The sequence below is a fragment of the Streptomyces macrolidinus genome, from assembly GCF_023887685.1.
GTDB lineage: Bacteria > Actinomycetota > Actinomycetes > Streptomycetales > Streptomycetaceae > Streptomyces > Streptomyces macrolidinus.
Genome location: NZ_JAMWMR010000005.1, coordinates 304051 through 326270 on the forward strand (window position 1 = coordinate 304051; position 22220 = coordinate 326270).

The following is a 22220-nucleotide window of genomic DNA, read 5'->3' on the forward strand; positions in this document are numbered from 1 at the left end:
CGCACGGCGCGACGTGGCGGTACGAACGAGCCTAGAACGCCTTTGCGGTGGTGGGGAGATCATTTGGTTGTTTGTCTTGTAGTGATGCGGCCGGAAATGCAGGTGGCTGCGGGTGCCCGGTGGGGCCACCCGCAGCCGCCCTGTGTTTTACAGGTATTGACCGGTGTTTGCCACCGTGTCGATGGAGCGCCCGGTGTCTGCGCCTTGCTTTCCGGTGATGAGGGTGCGGATGTAGACGATCCGTTCGCCCTTCTTTCCGGAGATGCGGGCCCAGTCGTCGGGGTTGGTGGTGTTGGGCAGGTCCTCGTTCTCCTTGAACTCGTCCACGCAGGCCTGGAGGATGTGGGAGACCCTGAGGCCCTTTTGGCTGTGTTCCAGGAAGTCCTTGATCGCCATCTTCTTGGCGCGTCCGACGATGTTCTCGATCATGGCGCCGGAGTTGAAGTCCTTGAAGTAGAGGACTTCCTTGTCGCCGTTGGCGTAGGTGACTTCGAGGAAGCGGTTCTCGTCGGATTCGGCGTACATCTGTTCCACGGCGGTCTGGATCATGCCGTGGATGGTGGCGGCCTTGTCTCCTCCGTGTTCGCTGACGTCGTCGGCGTGCAGGGGGAGGTTCTCCGTGAGGTACTTCCCGAAGATGTCCTTGGCCGCTTCGGCGTCCGGACGTTCGATCTTGATCTTCACGTCGAGGCGGCCGGGCCGCAGGATGGCGGGGTCGATCATGTCCTCACGGTTGGAGGCACCGATGACCACGACGTTCTGCAGGCCTTCGACACCGTCGATCTCGGCGAGGAGCTGAGGGACGATGGTGTTCTCGACGTCGGAGCTGACGCCGGAGCCGCGGGTGCGGAAGAGGGATTCCATCTCGTCGAAGAAGACGATGACGGGGGTTCCCTCGCCGGCCTTCTCGCGGGCGCGCTGGAAGACGAGGCGGATCTGCCGCTCGGTCTCGCCGACGTACTTGTTGAGGAGCTCGGGGCCCTTGATGTTGAGGAAGAAGCTCTTGCCGGCGGCCTGGCCGGTCACCTCGGCGACCTTCTTGGCCAGGGAGTTGGCGACGGCCTTGGCGATGAGTGTCTTGCCGCATCCGGGGGGCCCGTAGAGCAGGACGCCCTTGGGCGGGCGCAGTTCGTGCTCCTTGAACAGGTCGGGGTAGAGGTACGGGAGTTCGACCGCGTCACGGATGGCTTCGATCTGGCCGGCGAGGCCGCCGATCGCTTCGTAGCCGATGTCGGGTACCTCTTCGAGGACCAGCTCCTCGACTTCGCTCTTGGGTACGACTTCGTAGACGTAGCCGGAGCGGGTTTCGAGCAGGAGGGCGTCGCCGGGGCGGATGGTGACGTCCAGCAGCGGCTCGGCGAGCCGTACCACCCGTTCCTCGTCGGTGTGTCCGAGGACGAGGGCGCGTTCGCCGTCCTCGAGGATCTCCTTGAGGGTGACGATGTCGCCGATGCGCTCGAACTCCATGGCCTCGACCACGTTGAGCGCTTCGTTGAGCATCACTTCCTGGCCGCGGCGCAGTTCGTCGACCTCTACGCCGGGGCTGACGTTCACCCTGAGCTTGCGGCCTCCGGTGAAGATGTCGGCCGTGCCGTCCTCGTTCGCCTGGAGGAAGACGCCGAAGCCGGCGGGCGGCTGTGCGAGGCGGTCGACTTCTTCCTTGAGGGCCACGATCTGGTCGCGGGCCTCACGGAGTGTGTTGGCGAGTCGTTCGTTCTGGGCGGACACGCCGGCCAGGTTGGTCTGCAGCTCGACGATCCGCTCTTCGAGAATCCTCGTGTGTCGCGGAGAGTCGGCGAGCTTGCGTCGCAGGACGGCGATCTCCTGCTCAAGGTAGGCGATCTGCCCGGCCGGGTCGTCGGACCCTCGTCCCGGGCGGATGCCGCGGTTCATGTCGTCGTCGTGGGCTGCCACGGTCCTCACCTCCTCTTAGGGGAGCTGGACGCTTCCAGACCCTACCTGGGTGGGTGGCGATTGAAACCCCTAGATCACAAAGACTGCGGGGTGTGTCCGATCTTCACCCTTGCGCTCTCCCTCACGCCAGGGGAATACCCACCGAACATGATTGGGAAGCGGCCGAAGGTAGGGTCGGAGTGTTCAACACCCGTCAGAGCTGGCCTGATTCCCGGGCGGCTCCGCGCAGGAATCGGCAGGAGAGATGACCGTGCAGCAGCAGGCCTCAGTGGACGGCGAGGCGCTGGAGGTCTGGATCGACCAGGATCTGTGTACCGGTGACGGCATCTGTGCCCAGTACGCGCCCGAGGTCTTCGAGCTGGACATCGACGGCTTGGCGTACGTGAAGGGCCCGGAGGAGGAGCTTCTCCAGGCCAGGGGGGCCACAACGCCCGTACCGCTGCCGCTTCTCACGGATGTGGTCGACTCGGCGCGGGAGTGTCCCGGGGAGTGCATTCATGTGCGTCGGGTCGCGGACGGGGTGGAGTTGTACGGTCCCGACGTGGAGTGATCGTACGACCACTGCGCGCCATGTGTGGCTGGATTTGGCGCATCTGGTGTGCGGGGCCGGTGAGGTGGGCGGGACCGGGGGTCACACGCTGCGGGCTTCGGAGGGCGTGGAGCGGATGAACGCGCCGTTGTTCCAATGCCACTTGGCGGGGGTCTTCCGGTCGGGGCAGCAACTCGGTACGTCGGGCGAGGAGTAGCCGACGAGGGTGGCGGTGACGGCTGCGTCGCGGAGGGCGAAGTCCGTGACCGTGAGGCGGTCCTCGGGGTCGACGAGGGTGGCGACGACGCGAGGCTTCGGGGAGTCGGCGGCGCGCGTGAGGACGTAGATGCCGTCGGGTGGGCTGCCCATGCCTGCGTCGCAGTGGACGACGGCCACGGTTTCGGGGCGGCCGTCGCCGTCGAGGTCGCCTGTGGCCTGCTGCTTCACGACGGGCTCGGCGGTGCCGCACTGGAGGGGGAAGTCGGCGTCGGCGGGGTCGGGGGCCGCCGCGGTGGCGGGTGTCTTGGCCCGGTGGGAGGGCTGGGCGGCGGTGGCCGGGCCGGGCTGGAACAGCGAGGAGAGGGCGATCACGCTGGAGACGGCGGCGGCCGTGATGATCCAGTGGAGGGGCCGGGTGGTGGCGTGGGCCAGTTCCGGGACAACGGGGTGCTGCACGAGAGAGGTGTCTCCTGTGAGGCTGTGCCGGTGGGGTGTCCCGCATCGTGCCACACGTCACAGTGCGGCGGAACGGTGGGGTCCGTGCTGCTGGCGGTGCGTCAGGTGTGATCGCCTGCCGGTGGTTCAACGAGTGAGCGCCGTGGCCGAGTTCCCGGATGTCGGGGGGAACTCGGCCACGGCGCTCGTGAGTTGGCGGGGGCGTGGGCCGTGTCAGCGGCCGGTGCCCGCGTCGGCGTTGGGGCCGCTGTAGTCCTCGCCGTAGGCGCCCTTGGCGGGACGGCGGCGGCGCATGGGGGGCTCGACGCCGTCGGCGAGGCGGCGGGCGGTGAGGAGGAAGCCGGTGTGTCCGATCATCCGGTGGTCGGGGCGGACGGCGAGGCCTTCGATGTGCCAGTTGCGGATCATCGTCTCCCAGGCGGTCGGCTCGTTGAAGCAGCCGATCTCGCGGATGGACTCGACGGTCCGGGCGAGCTGGGTGGTGGTGGCCACGTAGCAGCACAGGATGCCGCCGGGGACGAGCGCCTTGGAGACGGCCTCCAGGCATTCCCAGGGGGCGAGCATGTCGAGGATGACGCGGTCGACGTCGGTGTCGCTCAGGTTGTCCTGGAGGTCACCGACGGTGAGCTGCCAGGCGGGGTGGGGGCCGCCGAAGTAGCGCTCGACGTTCGCCTGGGCGATCTCGGCGAAGTCGGCGCGGCGCTCGTAGCTGTGCAGCATGCCCTGGTCGCCGATGGCGCGCAGCAGGAAGCTGCTGAGCGAGCCGGAGCCGACGCCGGCTTCGACGACGCGTGCGCCGGGGAAGATGTCGGCGAAGGCGAGGATCTGTCCGGCGTCCTTGGGGTAGACGACGGCGGCCCCGCGGGGCATGGACAGGACGTAGTCGGGGAGCAGGGGGCGCAGCGCGAGGTAGGCGACGTTCCCGGTGGTGCGGACAACGCTGCCCTCGGGGGCGCCGATCAGTTCGTCGTGCGGGAAGGAACCCTTGTGGGTGTGGAAGTTCTTTCCTGCTTCGAGCGTGAACGTGTAGTGGCGGCCCTTGGGGTCGGTGAGCTGTACCTGGTCCCCGACCTTGAAGGGCCCGCGCCTGCGGGCGGCACCGGTCGGTTCGGACATGTGACCAGCCTACCGGCAGTGGAGGGGGCCGTTGACCAGTCGGTGGTCAGCTCGGGCGGGCCATGGCTTTGACGAAGGCGCGTTCGACGTCGGTGGCGGACAGGACGCCGTAGATCGCGCCGGTCTCCTCGATGACGAGGTATTCGGTGGCGGGGGCGGCGCGGAGGGCGTCGAGGAGGTCTTCGCCGGTGAGTTCGGCGGAGAGGCGCATGCCGTCGGTGAGGTCGTGGGCGAGGCTGCTGACGGCGACCCAGGGGCGGCGGTGTTCGGGTACGCCGACGATGGCGGCTTCGCGGACGAGGGAGAGGGGTTGGCCGTGGGGGTCGACGACGACGAGGGCGCGGGCGCCGACGTCGTTGGCGCGGCGCAGGGCTTCGGAGAGGGGGGTGTCGGCCTGGACGGGGACGGCGCGGCGGGTGAGGGCGCGGGCGCGCAGTTCGGGGAGGTGTTCGCGCAGGCGGGCCATGCGCAGGCTGTTTCCGGCGCCGGTCCAGATGATCGCGGCGAGGATGGCGGCGAGCAGGGCGTCGGTGAGGGTGTCCAGGCCGATGCTGTCGTCGGCGGGGGCGCCGAGGGCGCCGGACTGGGTGAGGAGGGGGAGGCCGACGAGGACGGAGAGGGCGAGGGCGCGGCCGATCCAGGCGGCGGCGATGGTGCCGCTCATGGGCTTGCCGGTGATCTTCCAGACGATGGCGCGGAGCATGCGTCCGCCGTCGAGGGGGAGGCCGGGGAGGAGGTTGAAGGCGGCCACGAAGAGGTTGGAGATCATGAGGCCGGCGAGGAGGACGCCGGGGACGGTGTCCGCGCGGACGGTCTGGTGGGCGAGGTAGAAGAGGCCGGCGAGGGCGAGGGAGAGGAGGGGGCCGACGAAGGCGAGGACGAATTCTCGTCCGGGGGTTTCGGCTTCCTTCTCGATTTCGGAGGCGCCGCCGAAGAACTGGAGTTGGATGCGGCGTACGGGGAGTCGGAAGCGGAGGGCGGCGATGGTGTGGGCGAGTTCGTGGATGAGGACGGAGGCGTAGAAGGCGACGGCGAAGAAGAGGGAGACGAGGTAGCGGGCGGCGCCGAGTTCGGGGAGTACGCGGTCGAGTTGGCCGCCGAAGATCCAGGTGATGAGGGCGGCGACGAGGAACCAGCTCGGGGCGACGTAGACGGGTACGCCGAAGGGGCGGCCCATGAGGATGCCGCCGCCGGGTTCTTTGGGGCGCTGCGGGGTGGGGGCGGGGGTGTTCCGGGGCGCCGAGGGGGTGCGCGTCTCGGCGGTCGGTGTGCTGGCGTCGGTCGGTGTGCTGGCGTCGGTCGGTGACGGTGGGGTGTCGGTGGGTGTCCGCCGCTCCTCGTGGGCCGCGGGTTCGGCGGTCTGTGCCGCGGGGGCTTCCTCGCGGGCGGTCGCGCCGTTGTTGTCGGGGCGCGGCTGTCCGCTCTCGCCGCTCTCGTCCACGCTGTCCCCTCGGTCGAAGCGTCTCCCCGGCCCCGGTGGTACGGGGTGGGAGGGTCCGTGGGTCGATGGTATGCGGCGTTCGTGGTGTGGTCCGCCCCGGCACCCCTTGTGGTGTGTGCGGCGTCACGCGGGGGTGGGCGCGGCTGGGTCACTGTCGGTGGTGGGCCGTAGGCTCTGTGGTCATGGATACCAGTACTGACGGCGCTGTGGAGGGGTCTGCTGCGACGGAGAGGGCTGCTGTGGCTGCCGTGCCTCCGGCGTCGTTGTCGCCTTCGCGGGCGAGCGATTTCATGCAGTGTCCGCTGTTGTACCGGTTCCGGGTGATCGACAGGTTGCCGGAGAAGCCGAGTGAGGCGGCGACGCGGGGCACGTTGGTGCATGCGGTGCTGGAGCGGCTCTTCGACGCGCCTGCCGGGGAGCGGACGGCGCCGCGGGCCAGGTCGTTGGTGCCGGGTCAGTGGGATCGGTTGCGGGAGAGCAGGCCGGAGGTCGCGGAGTTGTTCGCGGACGATCCGGGTGGTGAGCGGCTGTCGCGGTGGCTCGGGGAGGCGGAGCGGCTGGTCGAGCGGTGGTTCTCGCTGGAGGATCCGACGCGTCTGGAGCCGGCGGAGCGCGAGTTGTTCGTCGAGGCGGAGTTGGAGTCGGGGCTGAGGCTGCGGGGGATCATCGATCGTGTCGATATCGCGCCTACGGGTGAGGTGCGGATCGTGGACTACAAGACGGGGAAGGCGCCGCGGCCGGAGTACGCGGAGGGGGCGCTGTTCCAGATGAAGTTCTACGCGTTGGTGGTGTGGCGGCTGAAGCGGGTGGTGCCGCGGCGGTTGCAGCTCGTGTATCTCGGCAGTGGTGATGTGCTGACGTACGACCCGGTGGTCGCGGATCTGGAGCGGGTGGAGCGCAAGCTGCTGGCGTTGTGGGAGGCGATCCGGTCGGCGACGGAGTCGGGTGACTGGCGTCCGCGTCCTACCCGGTTGTGCGGTTGGTGTGATCACCAGGCGGTCTGCCCGGAGTTCGGGGGTACTCCCCCGCCGTATCCGCTGCCGGTGCGGGCGGTTTAGGGGCGCGGGTGGACGCGGGTCCGGGCGGGCGCGGGGGTGTGGGTCAGGGCGCGGGCGTCGGGTGGTGGTGAGCAGGGCAGAATGGGGCCGGACTAGCGAAGGAGACTTACGTGGCCATCCGTGTCCTACTGGTCGATGACCAGCCCCTGCTGCGTACGGGCTTCCGGATGATTCTGGAGGCCGAGCAGGACATCGCGGTCGTCGGCGAGGCCGGGGACGGCCTCCAGGCCCTCGATCAGGTGCGTGTTCTTCAGCCGGATGTGGTGCTGATGGACATTCGTATGCCGCGCATGGACGGGGTGGAGGCGACTCGGCAGATCACCGGTCCCGGGCGGGACGGTCCGGCGAAGGTGCTGGTGCTGACGACCTTCGATCTGGACGAGTATGTGGTGGAGGCGTTGCGCGCGGGTGCCAGCGGGTTCCTTCTCAAGGACGCTCCGGCCCATGAGTTGGTGCAGGCGATCCGGGTGGTCGCGGCGGGTGAGGCGTTGTTGGCGCCGAGTATCACGCGTCGGCTGCTGGACAAGTTCGCGGTGCATCTGCCGTCCGGGGAGGAGCCGGTTCCGGACACGCTGCACACGTTGACCGAGCGTGAGGTCGAGGTGTTGAAGCTGGTGGCGCGCGGGTTGTCGAACGCGGAGATCGCGGCTGATCTGTTCGTCAGTGAGACCACGGTGAAGACGCATGTGGGTCATGTGTTGACGAAGCTGGGGCTGCGGGACCGGGTGCAGGCGGCGGTGTACGCGTACGAGAGCGGGTTGGTGCGTCCCGGCGCGCAGTAGCGAGCGCGCCTCCCAGCAGACCTGATCGGATGTGGCGAAGGCCCCCGGGCCGCCTGGACGCGGTGCGTCCGGGGCTCCGGGGGCCTTCGGTTGTGCGGGATCAGCCGCTCACGCCGCGGCTGAGCTCCCAGAGCTGCAGCGTGGACGAGGTGCTCATCGCGTACTCGCCGCCCATGATGTCGTCCTTGATGGCGACGTACTGCTTGCCCTGCCACAGCGGGATGACGGGCACGTCCTCGGCGACGATGTCCTGGATCTCGGTGATGCTCTTCGACGCGGCGAGCCGGTCGGCCTCGCGCCGGGACTGGGGGATCAGGGTGTTGCGGATCTGGCTGTTGACGTACGTCGAGTTGAGGAAGTTGTCCTTGTCGAGGACCGGTGCGATGAAGGTGTCCGCGTCCGGGAAGTCGGGGAACCAGCCCATGCCGAAGACCTCGTACTTGCCCTTCAGTTCGGCCGGGCGGTACTTGTCCCAGGTGGCGCCCTTGACGTCGACATCGAACAGCCCGCTGTCGTTGAGCTGCTTCTTGAGGACCTCGAACTCCTTGGCCGTGGTCGTGCCGTAGTGGTCCGTGGCGTAGTGCAGCGTCAGCTTCACCGGGGTGGTGATGCCCTCCTTGGCCAGCAGGTTGCGGGCCTTGTCGACGCTCGGGGTCCCGTACTTGTTGAAGAACGAGTTGGAGTGGCCGGTGATGGAGGCGGGGACGAGCGAGTACAGGCTCTGGGCCTGGGAGCCGTACACCTTGGAGACCAGCTCGTCGCGGTCGATGACCTGCGCCATGGCCTGGCGGACGGCCTTGCTCTTCACGATCGGGGCGGTGGTCTTGAAGCCCAGGTAGCGCGTGGCGAGGCCCGGCACCTCGACCAGGTTGATCTTGCCGTTGGGGTTGTCCTGGAGCTTGTTGATCTGCTCCGGGGTCATGGTGCGGGCCGCGACGTCGATGTCGCCCTTGTCGAGGGCGGTGCTCATGGCCTCGGGGTCCTTGAAGGACTCCAGTACCGCCTGGTCGTTCTTCAGGGTGAGCAGGCCCTTGTAGTGGGGGTTCTTGCTGAACGTGATGCGGGCGACCTCGTCGCCCTTGACGTCGGCCTTCATCGTGTACGGGCCGGAGCCGTCGATCTGGAAGCCGTCGCGCAGCTTGTTCTTCTCGTAGTCCTTGGAACTGAGGATGCCGGCGACCGGCGTCGACAGTTTGAACGGGAAGGTGGCGTCCGCGGTCTTCAGATGGAAGATGACTTCGTTGTCACCTTGCGTCTCGACGGTGTCGACCGTGGAGAGCAGACCGGCGACGCCGCTGTCGGCGTTGATGGAGCGGGCGCGGTCGATGGAGAACTTCACGTCGGCCGCGGTCACCGGGTCGCCATTGGCGAACTGGAGGCCCTTGCGGAGCTTGCAGGCGTAGCGCTCGTTGCCGCTGTCGGTGAAGCCGCAGCTCTCGGCGGCATCGGGTTCGGGGTCACCGCCGCCGCGGGGCTGGACCATCAGCGTCTGCACGACCTGGCGGAGGACGTTCCAGGGGCCGACGTCGTACGCGTACGCCGGGTCGAGGGGCGCGGGGACCTCTTTGCTGGCGATGAACCGGTCGGTGGTGCCGACGACGATGGCGTCTCCGCTCTGGCCCCCGCTGTCGGACCCGCCGCAGGCAGCGAGGACGGGGGCGAGCAGACCGAGGACGGCCGGCAGCACCAAAGTCTTACGGTTCATGCTCGCGTTTCTCCAGAGCTGTCGCGTCCGTGAACCCGGCAGGCATGGGTGGTGCGGCGGATCACGGGGGTGTGGTGACGTTCTTCGCGACGAGATTAGTCCGCACCTGCACGGGGGCTCACATACAGCGGAGTTGAGCACCCATCACGCTGCGGAACCGGCCGCGGACGCACCGAACAACCGGTCAGGGAAGGATTCGTGCAGCCTCTCATCAATCGGGACACAAGGGTGCAGCGGGGTTGTCCGAATTGAGGGGGTACACCACACGCCGGGGTGGCTGTCGACGCTCCTCTACGTGATCAACGTCACTCGGTCAACTCGGCGAGGGGGTAGCGGAATTCAGCCGTCAGGCCGGTATTGACTCCTTGGCCGGGACAGTCCTCGGATGTCTGCCCACTCAGGGTGCATGCCATGCGCGGTGCACGCTGGGTGAACTGCTAGCGCAGTTCCGTCATCATGCCGCGGAGGAACGGCAGGTCGACCTGTTCGAGCGAGGTGACGACCGTGCGGCCGGTGGCGGGGGCGATGGGGGCGACGGAGGGCACGGCGAGGACGCGGCAGCCCGCGGCCTCGGCGGCGGCGACGCCGGTGGTGGTGTCCTCGATGACGGCGCAGCGGCCGGGTTCCGCGCCGAGTCCCGAGGCGGCCAGCAGATACGGGTCGGGGAACGGCTTGGTGCGCTCCACCTCGTCGCCCGCGACGGTCAGCGCGAAGTACTGGGGGCCGAGGGAGGTCAGGACGCGGTCGATGATGCGCCGGTGGGAGGCGGAGACCAGGGCCGTGGGGATCTCGTGGACGGCCAGTTCGGCCAGCAGCCGGGCGGCGCCCGGCATCAGGGGCAGGTTGCGGCCGATGCGGTCCTCGAAGCCGTCGTTGAGCAGCACGCTGAGTTCGGCGAGGGTGATGTCGGCGCCGGTGGCTTCGATGAGGAAGCCCGCGCTGCGCTGCATGGGGCCGCCGACGACGACGTCGCGCCAGGACGGGTCGAGGGTGTGGCCGAGGCTCGCGAAGACCTCGGTCTCGACGTCCCACCAGAATCCCTCGGTGTCCACGAGGGTGCCGTCCATGTCGAGGAGGACGGCCTGCAAGGCTGAGCCCTTGCCGCTGCGGGTGCCGAGGGCGGGGACCGTGGTGGTCATCCGGGCGTGCCTCCTTGAAGGGACGACCAGGCCGGTTCCCGGACAGGGAACCGGCCTGCGGTGGACCGATCAGTCTACGACCGTCGCGGACGCGATGCCTCCTGACAGCGAGGCGAAGCACCCGCAGGGGTTACGGGAAGGCATTCCCGCCCGTCTTCGGCGTCGGGCGGGGGCGGTGCCCGGCGAACGGGGGTCAGCGGGCGTTGAAGTACTTGGCCTCCGGGTGGTGGATCACGATGGCGTCGGTGGACTGCTCGGGGTGGAGCTGGAACTCCTCGGAGAGGTGGACGCCGATCCGTTCCGGTTCCAGGAGCCGGGCGATCTTGGCGCGGTCCTCGAGGTCGGGGCAGGCGCCGTAGCCGAGGGAGAAGCGGGCGCCGCGGTACTTGAGGGCGAACATGTCCTCGACGGCGGCCGGGTCCTCACCGGCGAAGCCCAGTTCGGCGCGGACGCGCGCGTGCCAGTACTCGGCGAGCGCCTCGGCCAACTGGACGGACAGGCCGTGCAGTTCGAGGTAGTCGCGGTAGGAGTTCGCCGCGAAGAGCCGCGCGGTCTCCTCGCCGATCCTCGAGCCGACGGTGACGACCTGGAAGCCGACGACATCCGTTTCGCCGGACTCCTCGGGGCGGAAGAAGTCGGCGAGGCACAGGCGGCGCCCGCGGCGCTGGCGCGGGAAGGTGAACCGGGTGCGTTCGTTGCCCTGTTCGTCGAGGACGATCAGGTCGTCGTCCTTGGAGACGCAGGGGAAGTAGCCGTGGACGACGGCGGCTTGAAGGAGGTTGTCGGTCTGGAGCCGTTCCAGCAGGCCGCGCAGCCGGGGCCGGCCCTCGGTCTCGACCAGTTCCTCGTAGGTGGGGCCGTCGCCGGTGCGGGCCTGCTTGAGACCCCACTGGCCCTTGAACAGGGCGCCCTCGTCCAGCCAGCTCGCGTAGTCCCCGAGCGGGATGCCCTTGCTGATGCGGGTGCCCCAGAAGGGCGGTGTGGGCACGGGGTTGTCGGTGGCGACGTCGGAGCGGACGTGGCCTTCCTCGGGCCGTTCCTCGATCACGGGCGTGACCGCCCTGACCCGGCGCTCTCTCAGTTCGGGCAGCTTGACGCCGGGCACGCCCCGCTTGACTCCGATGAGGGCGTCCATCAGGCGCAGGCCCTCGAACGCGTCGCGGGCGTAGCGGACTTCGCCCTCGTACAGCTCGTGGAGGTCCTGTTCGACATAGGCGCGGGTGAGCGCGGCGCCGCCGAGGATGACGGGGTAAGTGGCCGACAGGCCGCGCTGGTTGAGCTCCTCCAGGTTCTCCTTCATGATCACGGTTGATTTGACGAGGAGTCCGGACATGCCGATGACGTCGGCCCGGTGTTCCTCGGCGGCTTCCAGGATCGCGGAGACGGGCTGCTTGATGCCGAGGTTGACGACGGTGTAGCCGTTGTTGGACAGGATGATGTCGACGAGGTTCTTGCCGATGTCGTGGACGTCGCCGCGCACGGTGGCCAGGACGATGGTGCCCTTGCCGGCCTCGTCGGTCTTCTCCATGTGCGGTTCGAGGTAGGCGACCGCGGTCTTCATGACCTCGGCGGACTGGAGCACGAACGGCAGTTGCATCTGGCCGGAGCCGAAGAGTTCGCCGACGACCTTCATGCCGTCCAGCAGCGTCTCGTTGACGATGTCGAGGGCCGGGCGCTCCTGGAGCGCGTCGCCGAGGTCCTGTTCGAGACCGTTCTTGTCGCCGTCGATGATGCGGCGCTTGAGGCGTTCGTCCAGGGGCAGCGCGGCCAGTTCCTCGGCCTGGCCGGCCTTGAGGGACTTGGTGGTGGCGCCTTCGAACAGCGCCATGAGCTTCTGGAGCGGGTCGTAGCCCTCGCGGCGGCGGTCGTGGATCAGGTCGAGGGCGGTGGTGACCTGTTCCTCGTCGAAGCGGGCGATGGGCAGGATCTTCGAGGCGTGGACGATGGCGGAGTCGAGTCCGGCCTTGACGCATTCGTCGAGGAAGACGGAGTTGAGCAGGATACGGGCGGCGGGGTTGAGGCCGAAGGAGATGTTCGACAGGCCCAGCGTGGTCTGGACGGCCGGGTGGCGCTTCTTCAGCTCGCGGATCGCCTCGATGGTGGCGATGCCGTCCTGTCGGGACTCCTCCTGCCCGGTGCAGATGGTGAAGGTCAGGCAGTCGATGAGGATGTCCTCCTCGCGGATGCCCCAGTTCCCGGTCAGGTCGATGATCAGCCGTTCGGCGATCTCGACCTTCTTCTCGGGGGTGCGAGCCTGGCCCTCCTCGTCGATGGTGAGCGCGATGAGTGCGGCGCCGTGTTCCCTGGCGAGCCGGGTGACCTGCGCGAAGCGGGACTCGGGGCCGTCCCCGTCTTCGTAGTTGACGGAGTTGATGACGGCGCGACCGCCGAGCTTCTCCAGTCCGGCGCGCAGGACGTCGACCTCGGTGGAGTCCAGGACGATCGGCAGGGTGGAGGCGGTGGCGAAGCGGCCGGCGAGTTCCTCCATGTCGGCGACGCCGTCGCGGCCGACGTAGTCGACGCACAGGTCGAGCATGTGCGCGCCTTCGCGGATCTGCTCGCGGGCCATCTCCACGCAGTCGTCCCAGCGGCCGTCCAGCATGGCCTCGCGGAACTTCTTCGAGCCGTTGGCGTTGGTGCGCTCGCCGATGGCGAGGTAGGCGGTGTCCTGGCGGAAGGGCACGCTCTGGTAGAGGGAGGCGGCACCGGGCTCGGGCTGCGGTGTGCGCGGGGGCGGGGTGAGGGTGCGGACGCGCTCGACGACCTGGCGCAGATGCTCGGGGGTGGTGCCGCAGCAGCCGCCGACGAGGGAGAGGCCGAAGGAGTGGACGAAGTTCTCCTGGGCGTCGGCCAGTCCCTCGGGGCCGAGCGGGAAGTGCGCGCCGTCCTTGGTGAGGACGGGCAGGCCCGCGTTGGGCATGCACAGCAGCGGGATACGGGAGTGCCGCGTGAGGTAGCGCAGGTGTTCGCTCATCTCGGCGGGGCCGGTCGAGCAGTTCAGGCCGATCATGTCGATGCCGAGCGGTTCCAGCGCGGTCAGCGCGGCGCCGATCTCGGAGCCGAGGAGCATGGTGCCGGTGGTCTCGAAGGCCATCGAGCACAGCAGGGGCACCTCGACGCCGGTGGCCTCCATGGCGCGCCGGGCGCCCAGGATCGACGCCTTGGTCTGGAGGAGGTCCTGGGTGGTCTCGACGATCAGCGCGTCGGCGCCGCCCGCGAGCAGGCCCTCGGCGCCTGCCTGGAAGCCGTCGCGGATCGTGGTGTACGGGATGTGGCCGAGGGTGGGCAGCTTGGTTCCCGGGCCCATCGAGCCGAGCACCCAGCGCTGGCGGTCGTCGCGGGCGGTGAACTCGTCGGCGACCTCGCGGGCGAGGCGGGCGCCCGCCTCGGACAGTTCGTGGACACGGTCGGCGATCTCGTATTCGGCCAGGGCCGCGTGGTTCGCGCCGAAGGTGTTCGTCTCGACGCAGTCGACGCCCACGGAGTAGTAGGCGGCGTGGACGGAGCGGACGATGTCGGGGCGGGTGACGTTGAGGATCTCGTTGCAGCCTTCGAGGTCCTGGAAGTCCTCGAGCGTCGGTTCCTCGGCCTGGAGCATCGTGCCCATGGCGCCGTCGGCCACCACGACACGGGTGGCGAGGGCTTCCCGGAGGGCGTCGGTTCGGGTCCGGCTGTCGCTGCAGGCGGACGAAGGGGACGGGTTCGGCAACGAGGCCATGGAAGGTGCTCCCTGGGGTGCGACGGCTGTCGGCTTTGCGTCTTCCGGGGAAGGCGCACCCGCACAGGGTAGCCCGGAGTGGTCAGTGGGGGGTCGGGTGTGTCCAGGGGGTGGACGGCCGTGACCTGTGTGGCGCGTGTGAAGATCCCGGCTGTACGGATGACGACCATCCATTAGCAAGAGGTCGGCTACGCCAGGTAGTGTTCGACATTGCCGAACGATGGTTCAGGTGACCGTCGGCTGACGGCCGAACGGGACGGAGGGCAGGACGGCGATGGCACGGAACATCCAGTCGCTCGAACGGGCGGCAGCGATGCTGCGGCTGCTCGCGGGCGGCGAGCGGCGGCTCGGCCTGTCGGACATCGCCTCGTCGCTGGGCCTCGCCAAGGGCACGGCCCACGGCATCCTGCGCACGCTCCAGCAGGAGGGGTTCGTCGAGCAGGACGCGGCCTCGGGGCGCTATCAACTGGGCGCCGAGCTGCTGCGCCTGGGGACGACGTACCTCGACGTGCACGAGCTGCGGGCGCGCGCCCTGGTGTGGACGGACGATCTGGCCCGCTCCAGCGGCGAGAGCGTCTATGTGGGGGTGCTGCATCAGCAGGGCGTGCTGATCGTGCACCACGTCTTCCGTCCCGACGACAGCAGACAGGTCCTGGAGATCGGCGCCATGCAGCCGCTGCACTCCACGGCCCTCGGCAAGGTGCTGTCGGCGTACGACCCGGTCGCGCACAGCGAGGCGCTGGAGTCCGAGCGGAAGGCGTTCACCGATCTGACGGTGTGCGACCGGGACGACTTCGAGGGCGTGCTCGATCTCACCCGCGCGCGGGGCTACGCGGCCGACGTCGAGGAGACATGGACCGGTGTGGCCTCGCTGGCCGCGCCCATCCACGACCGGCGGCGGATGCCGGTGGGCGCGGTGGGGATCACCGGCGCGGTGGAGCGGGTGTGCCACGACGGCGAGCTGCGCCCCGAGCTGATCGCGGCGGTCCGCGACTGCGCCCGCGCGGTGTCACGGGATCTGGGCGCGGGACGGTTCTGAGCCCCCGTACGACCCCGATAGGCCCCATACGACCCCGATAGGCCCCGTACGACCGATGGGTCCGTACGACCGACGGGTCGGCCGGGGGCGGCCGGGACACGTCCGACGGGGTGCGGCGGCGGGAGCGAGCGGTGGCCGAGGGGGCCGGTACGGCGGTGACGTACCGGCCCTTCCGTCTGCCCGCGTGGGGCGGCGGATGACCACCGGGGGCCGCGGGTCGATCAGTAACGATCGTGTATTCGACAACAGAACTCTTGACGACCTGGTGAGACGAAAGCCAGACTCCCGTCCGACGGTCGGCATTGTCGAACACCTACCGGCAATACACGTTAGAGTGTGACAACGCCACGGGCCGGCATCGCTCTCATCCCGAGGGCGCGGGCCCTCCGAAGGAATTCGGAGGTCCGCCTTCCCCTGGACGAAGGACAAAGGAGTCGCGGGTGTCCAGCTCCGACATCTTCATCGGCGAGACCATCGGTACCGCCATACTCATCCTGCTCGGCGGCGGCGTCTGTGCCGCGGTCACGCTGAAGGCCTCCAAGGCCCGCAACGCCGGTTGGCTCGCCATCGCGTTCGGTTGGGGCTTCGCCGTCATGACGGCGGTCTACACCACCGCGCCGCTCTCCGGCGCCCATCTCAACCCGGCGGTGACACTCGCGCTCGCCATCAAGGACGGCGACTGGAAGAACGTCCCGCTGTACTGGGGCGGACAGCTCCTCGGCGCCATGATCGGCGCGACTCTGGTCTGGGCCGCCTACTACGGCCAGTTCCACGCCCACCTCACCGACCGGGAGATCGTCGGCGGTCCGGGCGCGCAGGACACCGCCAAGGCCACCGAGGCGCGAGAAGCCGCGGCCGGCCCCGTGCTCGGCATCTTCTCGACGGGCCCCGAGATCCGCAACGTCGTGCAGAACCTCGCCACGGAGGTCATCGGCACGGTCGTACTGATCCTCGCGGTCCTCACACAGGGCCTCAACGACAACGGCAACGGCCTCGGCACCCTGGGCGCCCTGATCACCGCGTTCGTGGTCGTCTCGATCGGTCTGTCCCTGGGCGGCCCGACCGGCTACGCCATCAACCCGGCCCGTGACCTCGGCCCGCGCATCGTGCACGCCCTGCTTCCGCTGCCCGACAAGGGCGGTTCCGACTGGGGATACGCCTGGATCCCCGTCGTCGGTCCGCTGCTCGGCGGAGCGATCGGCGCAGGCATCTACAACATCGCCTTCGCCTGAGCCACGGTGAGTTCGCACAAGGCATCGCCCGACCGCACCGCGCCGTACCGACCGCCCCTCCTCTCCACGAATTCCCAGGAGCACACCGTGACCGACGCACACTCCGCCGGCATCGCTTCCCACGGCCACGGGCCGTTCATCGCCGCCATCGACCAGGGCACGACGTCCTCGCGCTGCATCGTCTTCGACCGGGACGGCCGTATCGTCTCCGTCGACCAGAAGGAGCACGAGCAGATCTTCCCGAAGCCGGGCTGGGTCGAGCACGACGCGACCGAGATCTGGACCAACGTCCAGGAGGTCGTCGCCGGAGCCATCGAGAAGGCAGGCATCACCCGGGACGACATCAAGGCCATCGGCATCACCAACCAGCGCGAGACCACCGTGCTGTGGGACAGGCACACCGGTGAGCCCGTCCACAACGCCATCGTCTGGCAGGACACGCGCACCGACGCGCTCTGCAAGGACCTGGGCCGCAACGTGGGCCAGGACCGCTTCCGCCGCGAGACCGGCCTGCCGCTGGCCTCGTACTTCGCCGGTCCGAAGGCCCGCTGGCTGCTCGACAACGTCGAGGGGCTGCGCGAGCGCGCCGAGGCGGGCGACATCCTCTTCGGCACGATGGACACCTGGGTCATCTGGAACCTGACCGGCGGTGCCGACGGCGGCCACCACGTCACCGACGTGACCAACGCCTCCCGCACCCTGCTGATGAACCTGCACACCCTGCAGTGGGACGAACGGATCTGCGAGTCCATCGGTGTCCCGAAGACGATGCTGCCGCAGATCCGTTCCTCCGCCGAGGTCTACGGCGAGATCTCCGGCGGGCGCCTCGGCGACCTGCTCGGCGGCATCCCGGTCGCCTCCGCGCTCGGCGACCAGCAGGCGGCCCTGTTCGGCCAGACCTGCTTCTCCGAGGGCGAGACCAAGTCCACCTACGGCACCGGCACGTTCATGGTGATGAACACCGGCGACAAGATCATCAACTCCTACTCGGGCCTGCTGACCACCGTCGGCTACCAGATCGGCGGCCAGAAGCCGGTCTACGCCCTGGAGGGCTCGATCGCCGTCACCGGCTCCCTGGTGCAGTGGATGCGCGACCAGATGGGCCTGATCAAGACCGCCGCCGAGATCGAGACGCTCGCCCTGTCCGTCGAGGACAACGGCGGCGCCTACTTCGTACCGGCCTTCTCCGGCCTGTTCGCCCCGTACTGGCGCTCCGACGCCCGCGGTGTGATCGCCGGTCTGACCCGGTACGTGACCAAGGCGCACCTCGCGCGCGCCGTGCTGGAGGCCACCGCCTGGCAGACCCGCGAGATCGCCGACGCCATGACCAAGGACTCCGGCGTCGAGCTGGCCACGCTCAAGGTCGACGGCGGCATGACCTCCAACAACCTGCTGATGCAGACGCTGGCGGACGTCCTGGACGCGCCCGTGGTGCGCCCGATGGTCGCCGAGACCACCTGTCTCGGTGCCGCCTACGCCGCCGGTCTCGCCGTCGGCTTCTGGACCAACACCGATGACCTGCGCGCCAACTGGCGCCGGGCCGCCGAGTGGACCCCCCACATGGACGCGGAGACCCGCGACCGTGAGTACAAGAACTGGCTCAAGGCCGTCGAGCGGACCATGGGCTGGATCGAGCACGAGGAGTAATCAGCGATGACCACCCTGCAGAGTGTCCCGGCTCTTGGGACGCACCCGGCCCGCGGCTCCCACCCGAGTCGTGCCGAAACCCGGGAGCAGTTGTCCAAGGCGACCTACGACCTCCTCGTGATCGGCGGCGGAATTCTGGGCATCTCCACGGCCTGGCATGCCGCCCAGTCGGGCCTGCGGGTGGCGCTGGTGGACGCCGGCGACTTCGCCGGCGCCACCTCCTCCGCCTCCTCCAAGCTGCTCCACGGCGGTCTGCGCTACCTGCAGACCGGCGCGGTGAAGCTGGTGGCGGAGAACCACTTCGAGCGCCGTGCGGTCTCCCGTCTGGTGGCCCCCCACCTGGCGAACCCGCTCACGTTCTACCTCCCCGTGTACAAGGGCGGGCCGCACGGCGCGGCGAAGCTCGGCGCGGGCGTCTTCGCCTACTCCGCGCTGTCGGCGTTCGGTGACGGCGTCGGTCATCTGCTCTCGCCCGCCAGGGCGCAGCAGGACGTGCCGGAGCTGCGTACCGAGAACCTGAAGGCCGTGGCCGTGTACGGCGACGACCAGATGAACGACGCGCGGATGGCGCTGATGACGGTCCGCGCGGCCGTGGAGGCCGGTGCGGTCGTCCTCAACCACGCCGAGGTCACCGGGCTGCGCTTCACCCGGGGCCGGGTGACCGGTGCGGAGCTGAAGGACCGGACCTCCGGTGACGAGTTCGGCGTCGACGCGCGGCTGGTGCTGAACGCGACCGGCCCGTGGGTCGACCACCTGCGCCGGATGGAGGACCAGAACGCGGCGCCGTCCATACGTCTGTCCAAGGGCGCGCACCTGGTCCTCAAGCGCACCTCGCCGTGGAAGGCGGCGCTGGCGACGCCGATCGACAAGTACCGCATCACCTTCGCCCTCCCCTGGGAGGACATGCTGCTGCTCGGCACGACCGACGAGGAGTACGAGGGCGATCCGGGCGAGGTCGCGGTCACCGAGAAGGACATCACGCAGATCCTCGACGAGGCCGCGTTCTCCGTGCGGGACCAGCAGCTCGACCGTGATCTGATCACGTACGCGTTCGCCGGTCTGCGGGTGCTGCCCGGCGGTCCCGGCGACACCGCCAAGGCCAAGCGCGAGACGGTCGTCACCGAGGGCAAGGGCGGCATGCTGTCCGTCGCGGGCGGCAAGTGGACGACCTTCCGGCACATCGGCCGTACGGTCATGAAGAAGCTGGAGTCGCTGCCGGGGCACCCGCTCGGCGAGGACTTCGAGCCGATCTCCCGGCTGCCGCGCAAGCTGCCGCTGCCCGGTATCGCCAACCCGCGCGCGGTCGCGCACCGGCTCGTCGTCGACGGACCGGCGCCCGGCCCGCGGATGGCGCCGGACACGGCCAAGCACCTGGCGACCCACTACGGTTCGCTGGCCTTCGACATCGCGCGGCTGGCCAACGAGAACCCCGAGCTGGGCCGCCGTGTCCACCCGGACGCCCCGGAGATCTGGGCGCAGGTCGTCTACGCCCGGGACCACGAGTGGGCCGAGACGGCGGACGACGTGCTGCGCCGCCGTACGACGCTGACGATCCGCGGACTGGCCACGGACGAGGTACGCGGCAAGGTGCAGGACCTGCTCGACAAGAAGTAAGGCACGGCGGGTTCGCGCGAGGGGCGGCTTCCTCACGAGAGGAGGCCGCCCCCTCCGTGTGTCCGGTGTGTTCGGTGTGTTCGGTGGGCCCGCGCGGGGCAGGCATCCGGTCACTCCCCCGTGCAAGGGGGCTGCGGGCGCCCCCGTCGCACGCCGTAAGGTTGGCACGTACGCGAGGGCACGTCGGAAGGAGGCGCTGGGTGATCGAGCTCGAGGGGGTTCCCGAGCTGATCGACCCGGTCATGGTGGCCGCGTTCGAGGGCTGGAACGATGCCGGCGACGCAGCCTCCACCGCGGTCGCGCATCTGGACAGGGAATGGAAGGGCGAGGTGTTCGCGGCGCTGGACGCCGAGGACTACTACGACTTCCAGGTGAACCGCCCCACCGTGTTCACGGAGGGCGGCGTCCGCAAGATCACATGGCCCACGACCCGGCTCTCGGTGGTGCGTGTCGGCGGTGCCAAGCCCCGCGACCTGGTGCTGGTCCGCGGCATCGAGCCGTCGATGCGCTGGCGCTCGTTCTGCAACGAACTGCTGGGCTTCGCCCATGAGTTGGGTGTGGAGCTGGTGGTGATCCTGGGCGCCCTGCTCGGCGACACCCCGCACACACGCCCGGTCCCGATCAGCGGGACCACGTCCGACGCGGACCTGGCCCGCCGGATGGGCCTGGAGGAGACCAAGTACGAGGGCCCCACGGGCATCGTGGGCGTCCTGCAGGAGGCGTGCACGCATGTCGGTGTCCCGGCCGTCTCGCTGTGGGCGGCGGTTCCGCACTATGTGTCGCAGCCGCCGAACCCGAAGGCGACGCTGGCTCTGCTCAACCGCCTGGAGGACCTCCTCGACCTGCGGATCCCGCTGGGCGAACTGCCGGAGGACGCGCGCGCCTGGCAGGTGGGCGTGGACCAACTGGCCGCCGAGGACAGCGAGGTCGCCGAGTACGTCCAGACGCTGGAGGAGGCCAGGGACACCGCCGAACTCCCGGAGGCCTCGGGCGAGGCGATCGCCCGCGAGTTCGAGCGGTATCTGCGGCGGCGGGACGTCAGCCCGCCCGGCGGGCATGCCACGGCGGAGGGCGGCGAGGGCGGTTCGTATCTGCGGGGGGACAACCCCAGCGGTCGTACGCGCCCGTCGAAGCCGCCGCGGCCGGGGAACGAGGACGAGGACTCGCCGGACGAGGACTGACCGGGGCCGGAAGAGACCGGAAGAGAAGAGAACGATCAAGGGCGGTGCACCATCTGCGCACCGCCCTTGGCGTTCTCCTGTCCGGCCGTGTCTACAGCGCCACGCCGAGCAGCGCGTCCACGGCGCGCGAGACGATGCCGGGCGCACCCGTGTCCGTACCGCCGCTCTCCTGCTGGCGCGCGACCCAGCGGTCGACCGCGGCGAGCGCGGCCGGGGCGTCCAGGTCGTTCGCGAGGGCGTCGCGGATCTCCTCGACGAGCGCCTCGGCGGGCGGTCCGTCGGGCCGGGAGACGGCGGAGCGCCAGCGGTCGAGGCGGCCCTCGGCGTCCCGCAGGACCTGGTCGGTCCACTCCCAGTCGGAGCGGTAGTGGTGGGCGTGCAGCGCGAGCCGGAGGGCGGCCGGGTCGACGCCGTCGTGCCGGAGCCGGGACACGAAGACGAGGTTGCCCTTGGACTTGGACATCTTCTCGCCGTGCAGCGCGACCATGCCGGCGTGGACGTACGCGCGGGCCATCGGGTACTCGCCGGTCAGCACTTGGGCGTGCGAGGCGCCCATCTCGTGGTGCGGGAAGGCGAGGTCGGAGCCGCCGCCCTGGACGTCGAAGCCCATGCCCAGGTGGTCGAGCGCGATGGCGACGCACTCGATGTGCCAGCCGGGCCGGCCGCGGCCGAGGGAACCGCCGTCCCAGCTCGGCTCGCCGTCGCGGGCGGCCATCCAGAGCATCGGGTCCAGCGGGTTCTTCTTGCCCGGACGGTCCGGGTCGCCGCCGCGCTCGGCGGACAGCGCCCGCATGGTGGCGGCGTCGAGACCGGAGACGCTGCCGAAGTGCGGGTCGGACTCGATGGAGAAGTAGATGTCGCCGTCGAGGTCGTAGGCGGCCCCGGCGTCCCGGAGGCGCTCGACGAGCGGCACGATGCCGGGTATGGCTTCCACGGCGCCTATGTAGTGCTGCGGGGGCAGCAGTCGCAGGGCGGTCATGTCCTCGCGGAAGAGGGCGGTCTCCCGCTCGGCGAGGGCGACCCAGTCGACGCCGTCGCGCGCGGCACGCACCAGGAGGGGGTCGTCGACGTCGGTGACGTTCTGGACGTAGTGAACCTGCCGCTTGGTGTCGAGCCACACGCGCTGTACGAGGTCGAACGCGTTGTAGGTCGCCGCGTGACCCATGTGGGTCGCGTCGTACGGAGTGATGCCGCAGACGTAGATACGGGCGACGGGACCGGGGTCGAGGGTGACCAGGCCGCCGGTCGCGGTGTCGTGGATCCTCAGGTCGCGGCCCTGACCAGGCAGGGCGGGGACCTCGGAAGCGGGCCAGGCATGCATGCCATGAGCCTAACCGGCGGGCAGTTGCGCGGACGAACCGGACCGGGAGGGTTGGCCGGAAAGGCGCTCTTGCGGGTTGTCCGCGGGTGTGCGGGGCCGTGGTCCGGGC

At 69.5% G+C, this 22220-nt stretch carries 16 protein-coding genes; 8 read left to right on the forward strand and 8 right to left on the reverse strand.

Annotated elements, in window-relative coordinates; all coding sequences use genetic code 11:
• Window positions 1–147 precede the first annotated feature (147 nt).
• A complete protein-coding gene (arc, locus tag NGF19_RS08880) occupies window positions 148–1914 on the reverse strand; it encodes a proteasome ATPase (protein WP_252423804.1) in 1767 nt (588 codons plus the stop codon).
• Window positions 1915–2158: 244 nt separating this feature from the next.
• Between arc and NGF19_RS08885 the strand changes: the two genes are divergently transcribed.
• Window positions 2159–2464 carry a ferredoxin gene (locus NGF19_RS08885; protein ID WP_252423806.1) on the forward strand — a complete coding sequence of 102 codons (306 nt, stop codon included), beginning with the start codon at window positions 2159–2161 and terminating at the stop codon, window positions 2462–2464.
• An 81-nt stretch (window positions 2465–2545) separates the two neighbouring features.
• On the opposite strand, the gene NGF19_RS08890 is transcribed toward NGF19_RS08885, so the two are convergent.
• The 3 genes from NGF19_RS08890 to NGF19_RS08900 all read right to left on the reverse strand — a co-directional run bounded on the left by NGF19_RS08890 (window position 2546) and on the right by NGF19_RS08900 (window position 5675).
• On the reverse strand, window positions 2546–3118 hold the full coding sequence (locus NGF19_RS08890) for a hypothetical protein (RefSeq protein WP_252423807.1): 573 nt from the start codon (window positions 3116–3118) through the stop codon (window positions 2546–2548).
• Window positions 3119–3331: 213 nt separating this feature from the next.
• Window positions 3332–4234: a tRNA (adenine-N1)-methyltransferase gene (locus tag NGF19_RS08895; RefSeq protein ID WP_252423809.1), complete on the reverse strand. Its 903-nt coding sequence runs from the start codon at window positions 4232–4234 to the stop codon at window positions 3332–3334.
• Between the two features lie 46 nt (window positions 4235–4280).
• Entirely contained in the window at window positions 4281–5675 is a 1395-nt protein-coding gene (locus NGF19_RS08900) for a site-2 protease family protein (RefSeq protein ID WP_252423816.1), read from the reverse strand.
• A gap of 182 nt (window positions 5676–5857) precedes the next feature.
• Between NGF19_RS08900 and NGF19_RS08905 the strand changes: the two genes are divergently transcribed.
• Window positions 5858–6733: a RecB family exonuclease gene (locus tag NGF19_RS08905; RefSeq protein WP_372505622.1), complete on the forward strand. Its 876-nt coding sequence runs from the start codon at window positions 5858–5860 to the stop codon at window positions 6731–6733.
• A 110-nt stretch (window positions 6734–6843) separates the two neighbouring features.
• On the forward strand, window positions 6844–7515 hold the full coding sequence (locus tag NGF19_RS08910) for a response regulator (RefSeq protein ID WP_252423818.1): 672 nt from the start codon (window positions 6844–6846) through the stop codon (window positions 7513–7515).
• A 100-nt stretch (window positions 7516–7615) separates the two neighbouring features.
• Here NGF19_RS08910 and NGF19_RS08915 read toward each other — a convergent pair whose 3' ends face one another.
• The 3 genes from NGF19_RS08915 to metH all read right to left on the reverse strand — a co-directional run bounded on the left by NGF19_RS08915 (window position 7616) and on the right by metH (window position 14077).
• Window positions 7616–9220 (reverse strand): ABC transporter substrate-binding protein, encoded by a 1605-nt coding sequence (locus tag NGF19_RS08915; RefSeq protein WP_252423820.1) that lies wholly within the window; start codon window positions 9218–9220, stop codon window positions 7616–7618.
• A gap of 437 nt (window positions 9221–9657) precedes the next feature.
• Complete coding sequence (locus tag NGF19_RS08920; RefSeq protein WP_252423822.1) at window positions 9658–10359, reverse strand: HAD family hydrolase; 702 nt, start codon at window positions 10357–10359, stop codon at window positions 9658–9660.
• 193 nt (window positions 10360–10552) lie between these two features.
• Complete coding sequence (gene metH, locus NGF19_RS08925; protein WP_252423824.1) at window positions 10553–14077, reverse strand: methionine synthase; 3525 nt, start codon at window positions 14075–14077, stop codon at window positions 10553–10555.
• 274 nt (window positions 14078–14351) lie between these two features.
• Between metH and NGF19_RS08930 the strand changes: the two genes are divergently transcribed.
• From NGF19_RS08930 to NGF19_RS08950, 5 genes are all read left to right on the forward strand, one after another.
• Window positions 14352–15116, forward strand: a complete 765-nt coding sequence (locus NGF19_RS08930; RefSeq protein ID WP_252423826.1) for an IclR family transcriptional regulator — start codon at window positions 14352–14354, stop codon at window positions 15114–15116.
• Window positions 15117–15556: 440 nt separating this feature from the next.
• Window positions 15557–16348 (forward strand): MIP/aquaporin family protein, encoded by a 792-nt coding sequence (locus NGF19_RS08935; protein WP_252423827.1) that lies wholly within the window; start codon window positions 15557–15559, stop codon window positions 16346–16348.
• 87 nt (window positions 16349–16435) lie between these two features.
• A complete protein-coding gene (gene glpK, locus NGF19_RS08940; protein WP_252423828.1) occupies window positions 16436–17995 on the forward strand; it encodes a glycerol kinase GlpK in 1560 nt (519 codons plus the stop codon).
• Window positions 17996–18001: 6 nt separating this feature from the next.
• Complete coding sequence (locus NGF19_RS08945; RefSeq protein WP_252423829.1) at window positions 18002–19609, forward strand: glycerol-3-phosphate dehydrogenase/oxidase; 1608 nt, start codon at window positions 18002–18004, stop codon at window positions 19607–19609.
• A 200-nt stretch (window positions 19610–19809) separates the two neighbouring features.
• On the forward strand, window positions 19810–20790 hold the full coding sequence (locus NGF19_RS08950; RefSeq protein WP_252423830.1) for a PAC2 family protein: 981 nt from the start codon (window positions 19810–19812) through the stop codon (window positions 20788–20790).
• A 91-nt stretch (window positions 20791–20881) separates the two neighbouring features.
• Here the strand turns inward: NGF19_RS08950 and mshC are convergent, their stop codons facing one another.
• Window positions 20882–22111: a cysteine--1-D-myo-inosityl 2-amino-2-deoxy-alpha-D-glucopyranoside ligase gene (gene mshC / locus NGF19_RS08955; protein ID WP_252423831.1), complete on the reverse strand. Its 1230-nt coding sequence runs from the start codon at window positions 22109–22111 to the stop codon at window positions 20882–20884.
• Window positions 22112–22220 lie beyond the last annotated feature (109 nt).

Excerpts from the sequence above, each read along its gene's own strand:
- metH (WP_252423824.1), bottom strand. The coding sequence starts at position 14,077 with ATGGCCTCGTTGCCGAACCCGTCCCCTTCGTCCGCCTGCAGCGACAGC.
- NGF19_RS08930 (WP_252423826.1), top strand. The coding sequence starts at position 14,352 with ATGGCACGGAACATCCAGTCGCTCGAACGGGCGGCAGCGATGCTGCGG.
- mshC (WP_252423831.1), bottom strand. The coding sequence starts at position 22,111 with ATGCATGCCTGGCCCGCTTCCGAGGTCCCCGCCCTGCCTGGTCAGGGC.
- NGF19_RS08945 (WP_252423829.1), top strand. The coding sequence starts at position 18,002 with ATGACCACCCTGCAGAGTGTCCCGGCTCTTGGGACGCACCCGGCCCGC.
- NGF19_RS08885 (WP_252423806.1), top strand. The coding sequence starts at position 2,159 with ATGACCGTGCAGCAGCAGGCCTCAGTGGACGGCGAGGCGCTGGAGGTC.
- NGF19_RS08895 (WP_252423809.1), bottom strand. The coding sequence starts at position 4,234 with ATGTCCGAACCGACCGGTGCCGCCCGCAGGCGCGGGCCCTTCAAGGTC.
- NGF19_RS08915 (WP_252423820.1), bottom strand. The coding sequence starts at position 9,220 with ATGAACCGTAAGACTTTGGTGCTGCCGGCCGTCCTCGGTCTGCTCGCC.
- NGF19_RS08920 (WP_252423822.1), bottom strand. The coding sequence starts at position 10,359 with ATGACCACCACGGTCCCCGCCCTCGGCACCCGCAGCGGCAAGGGCTCA.
- NGF19_RS08905 (WP_372505622.1), top strand. The coding sequence starts at position 5,858 with ATGGATACCAGTACTGACGGCGCTGTGGAGGGGTCTGCTGCGACGGAG.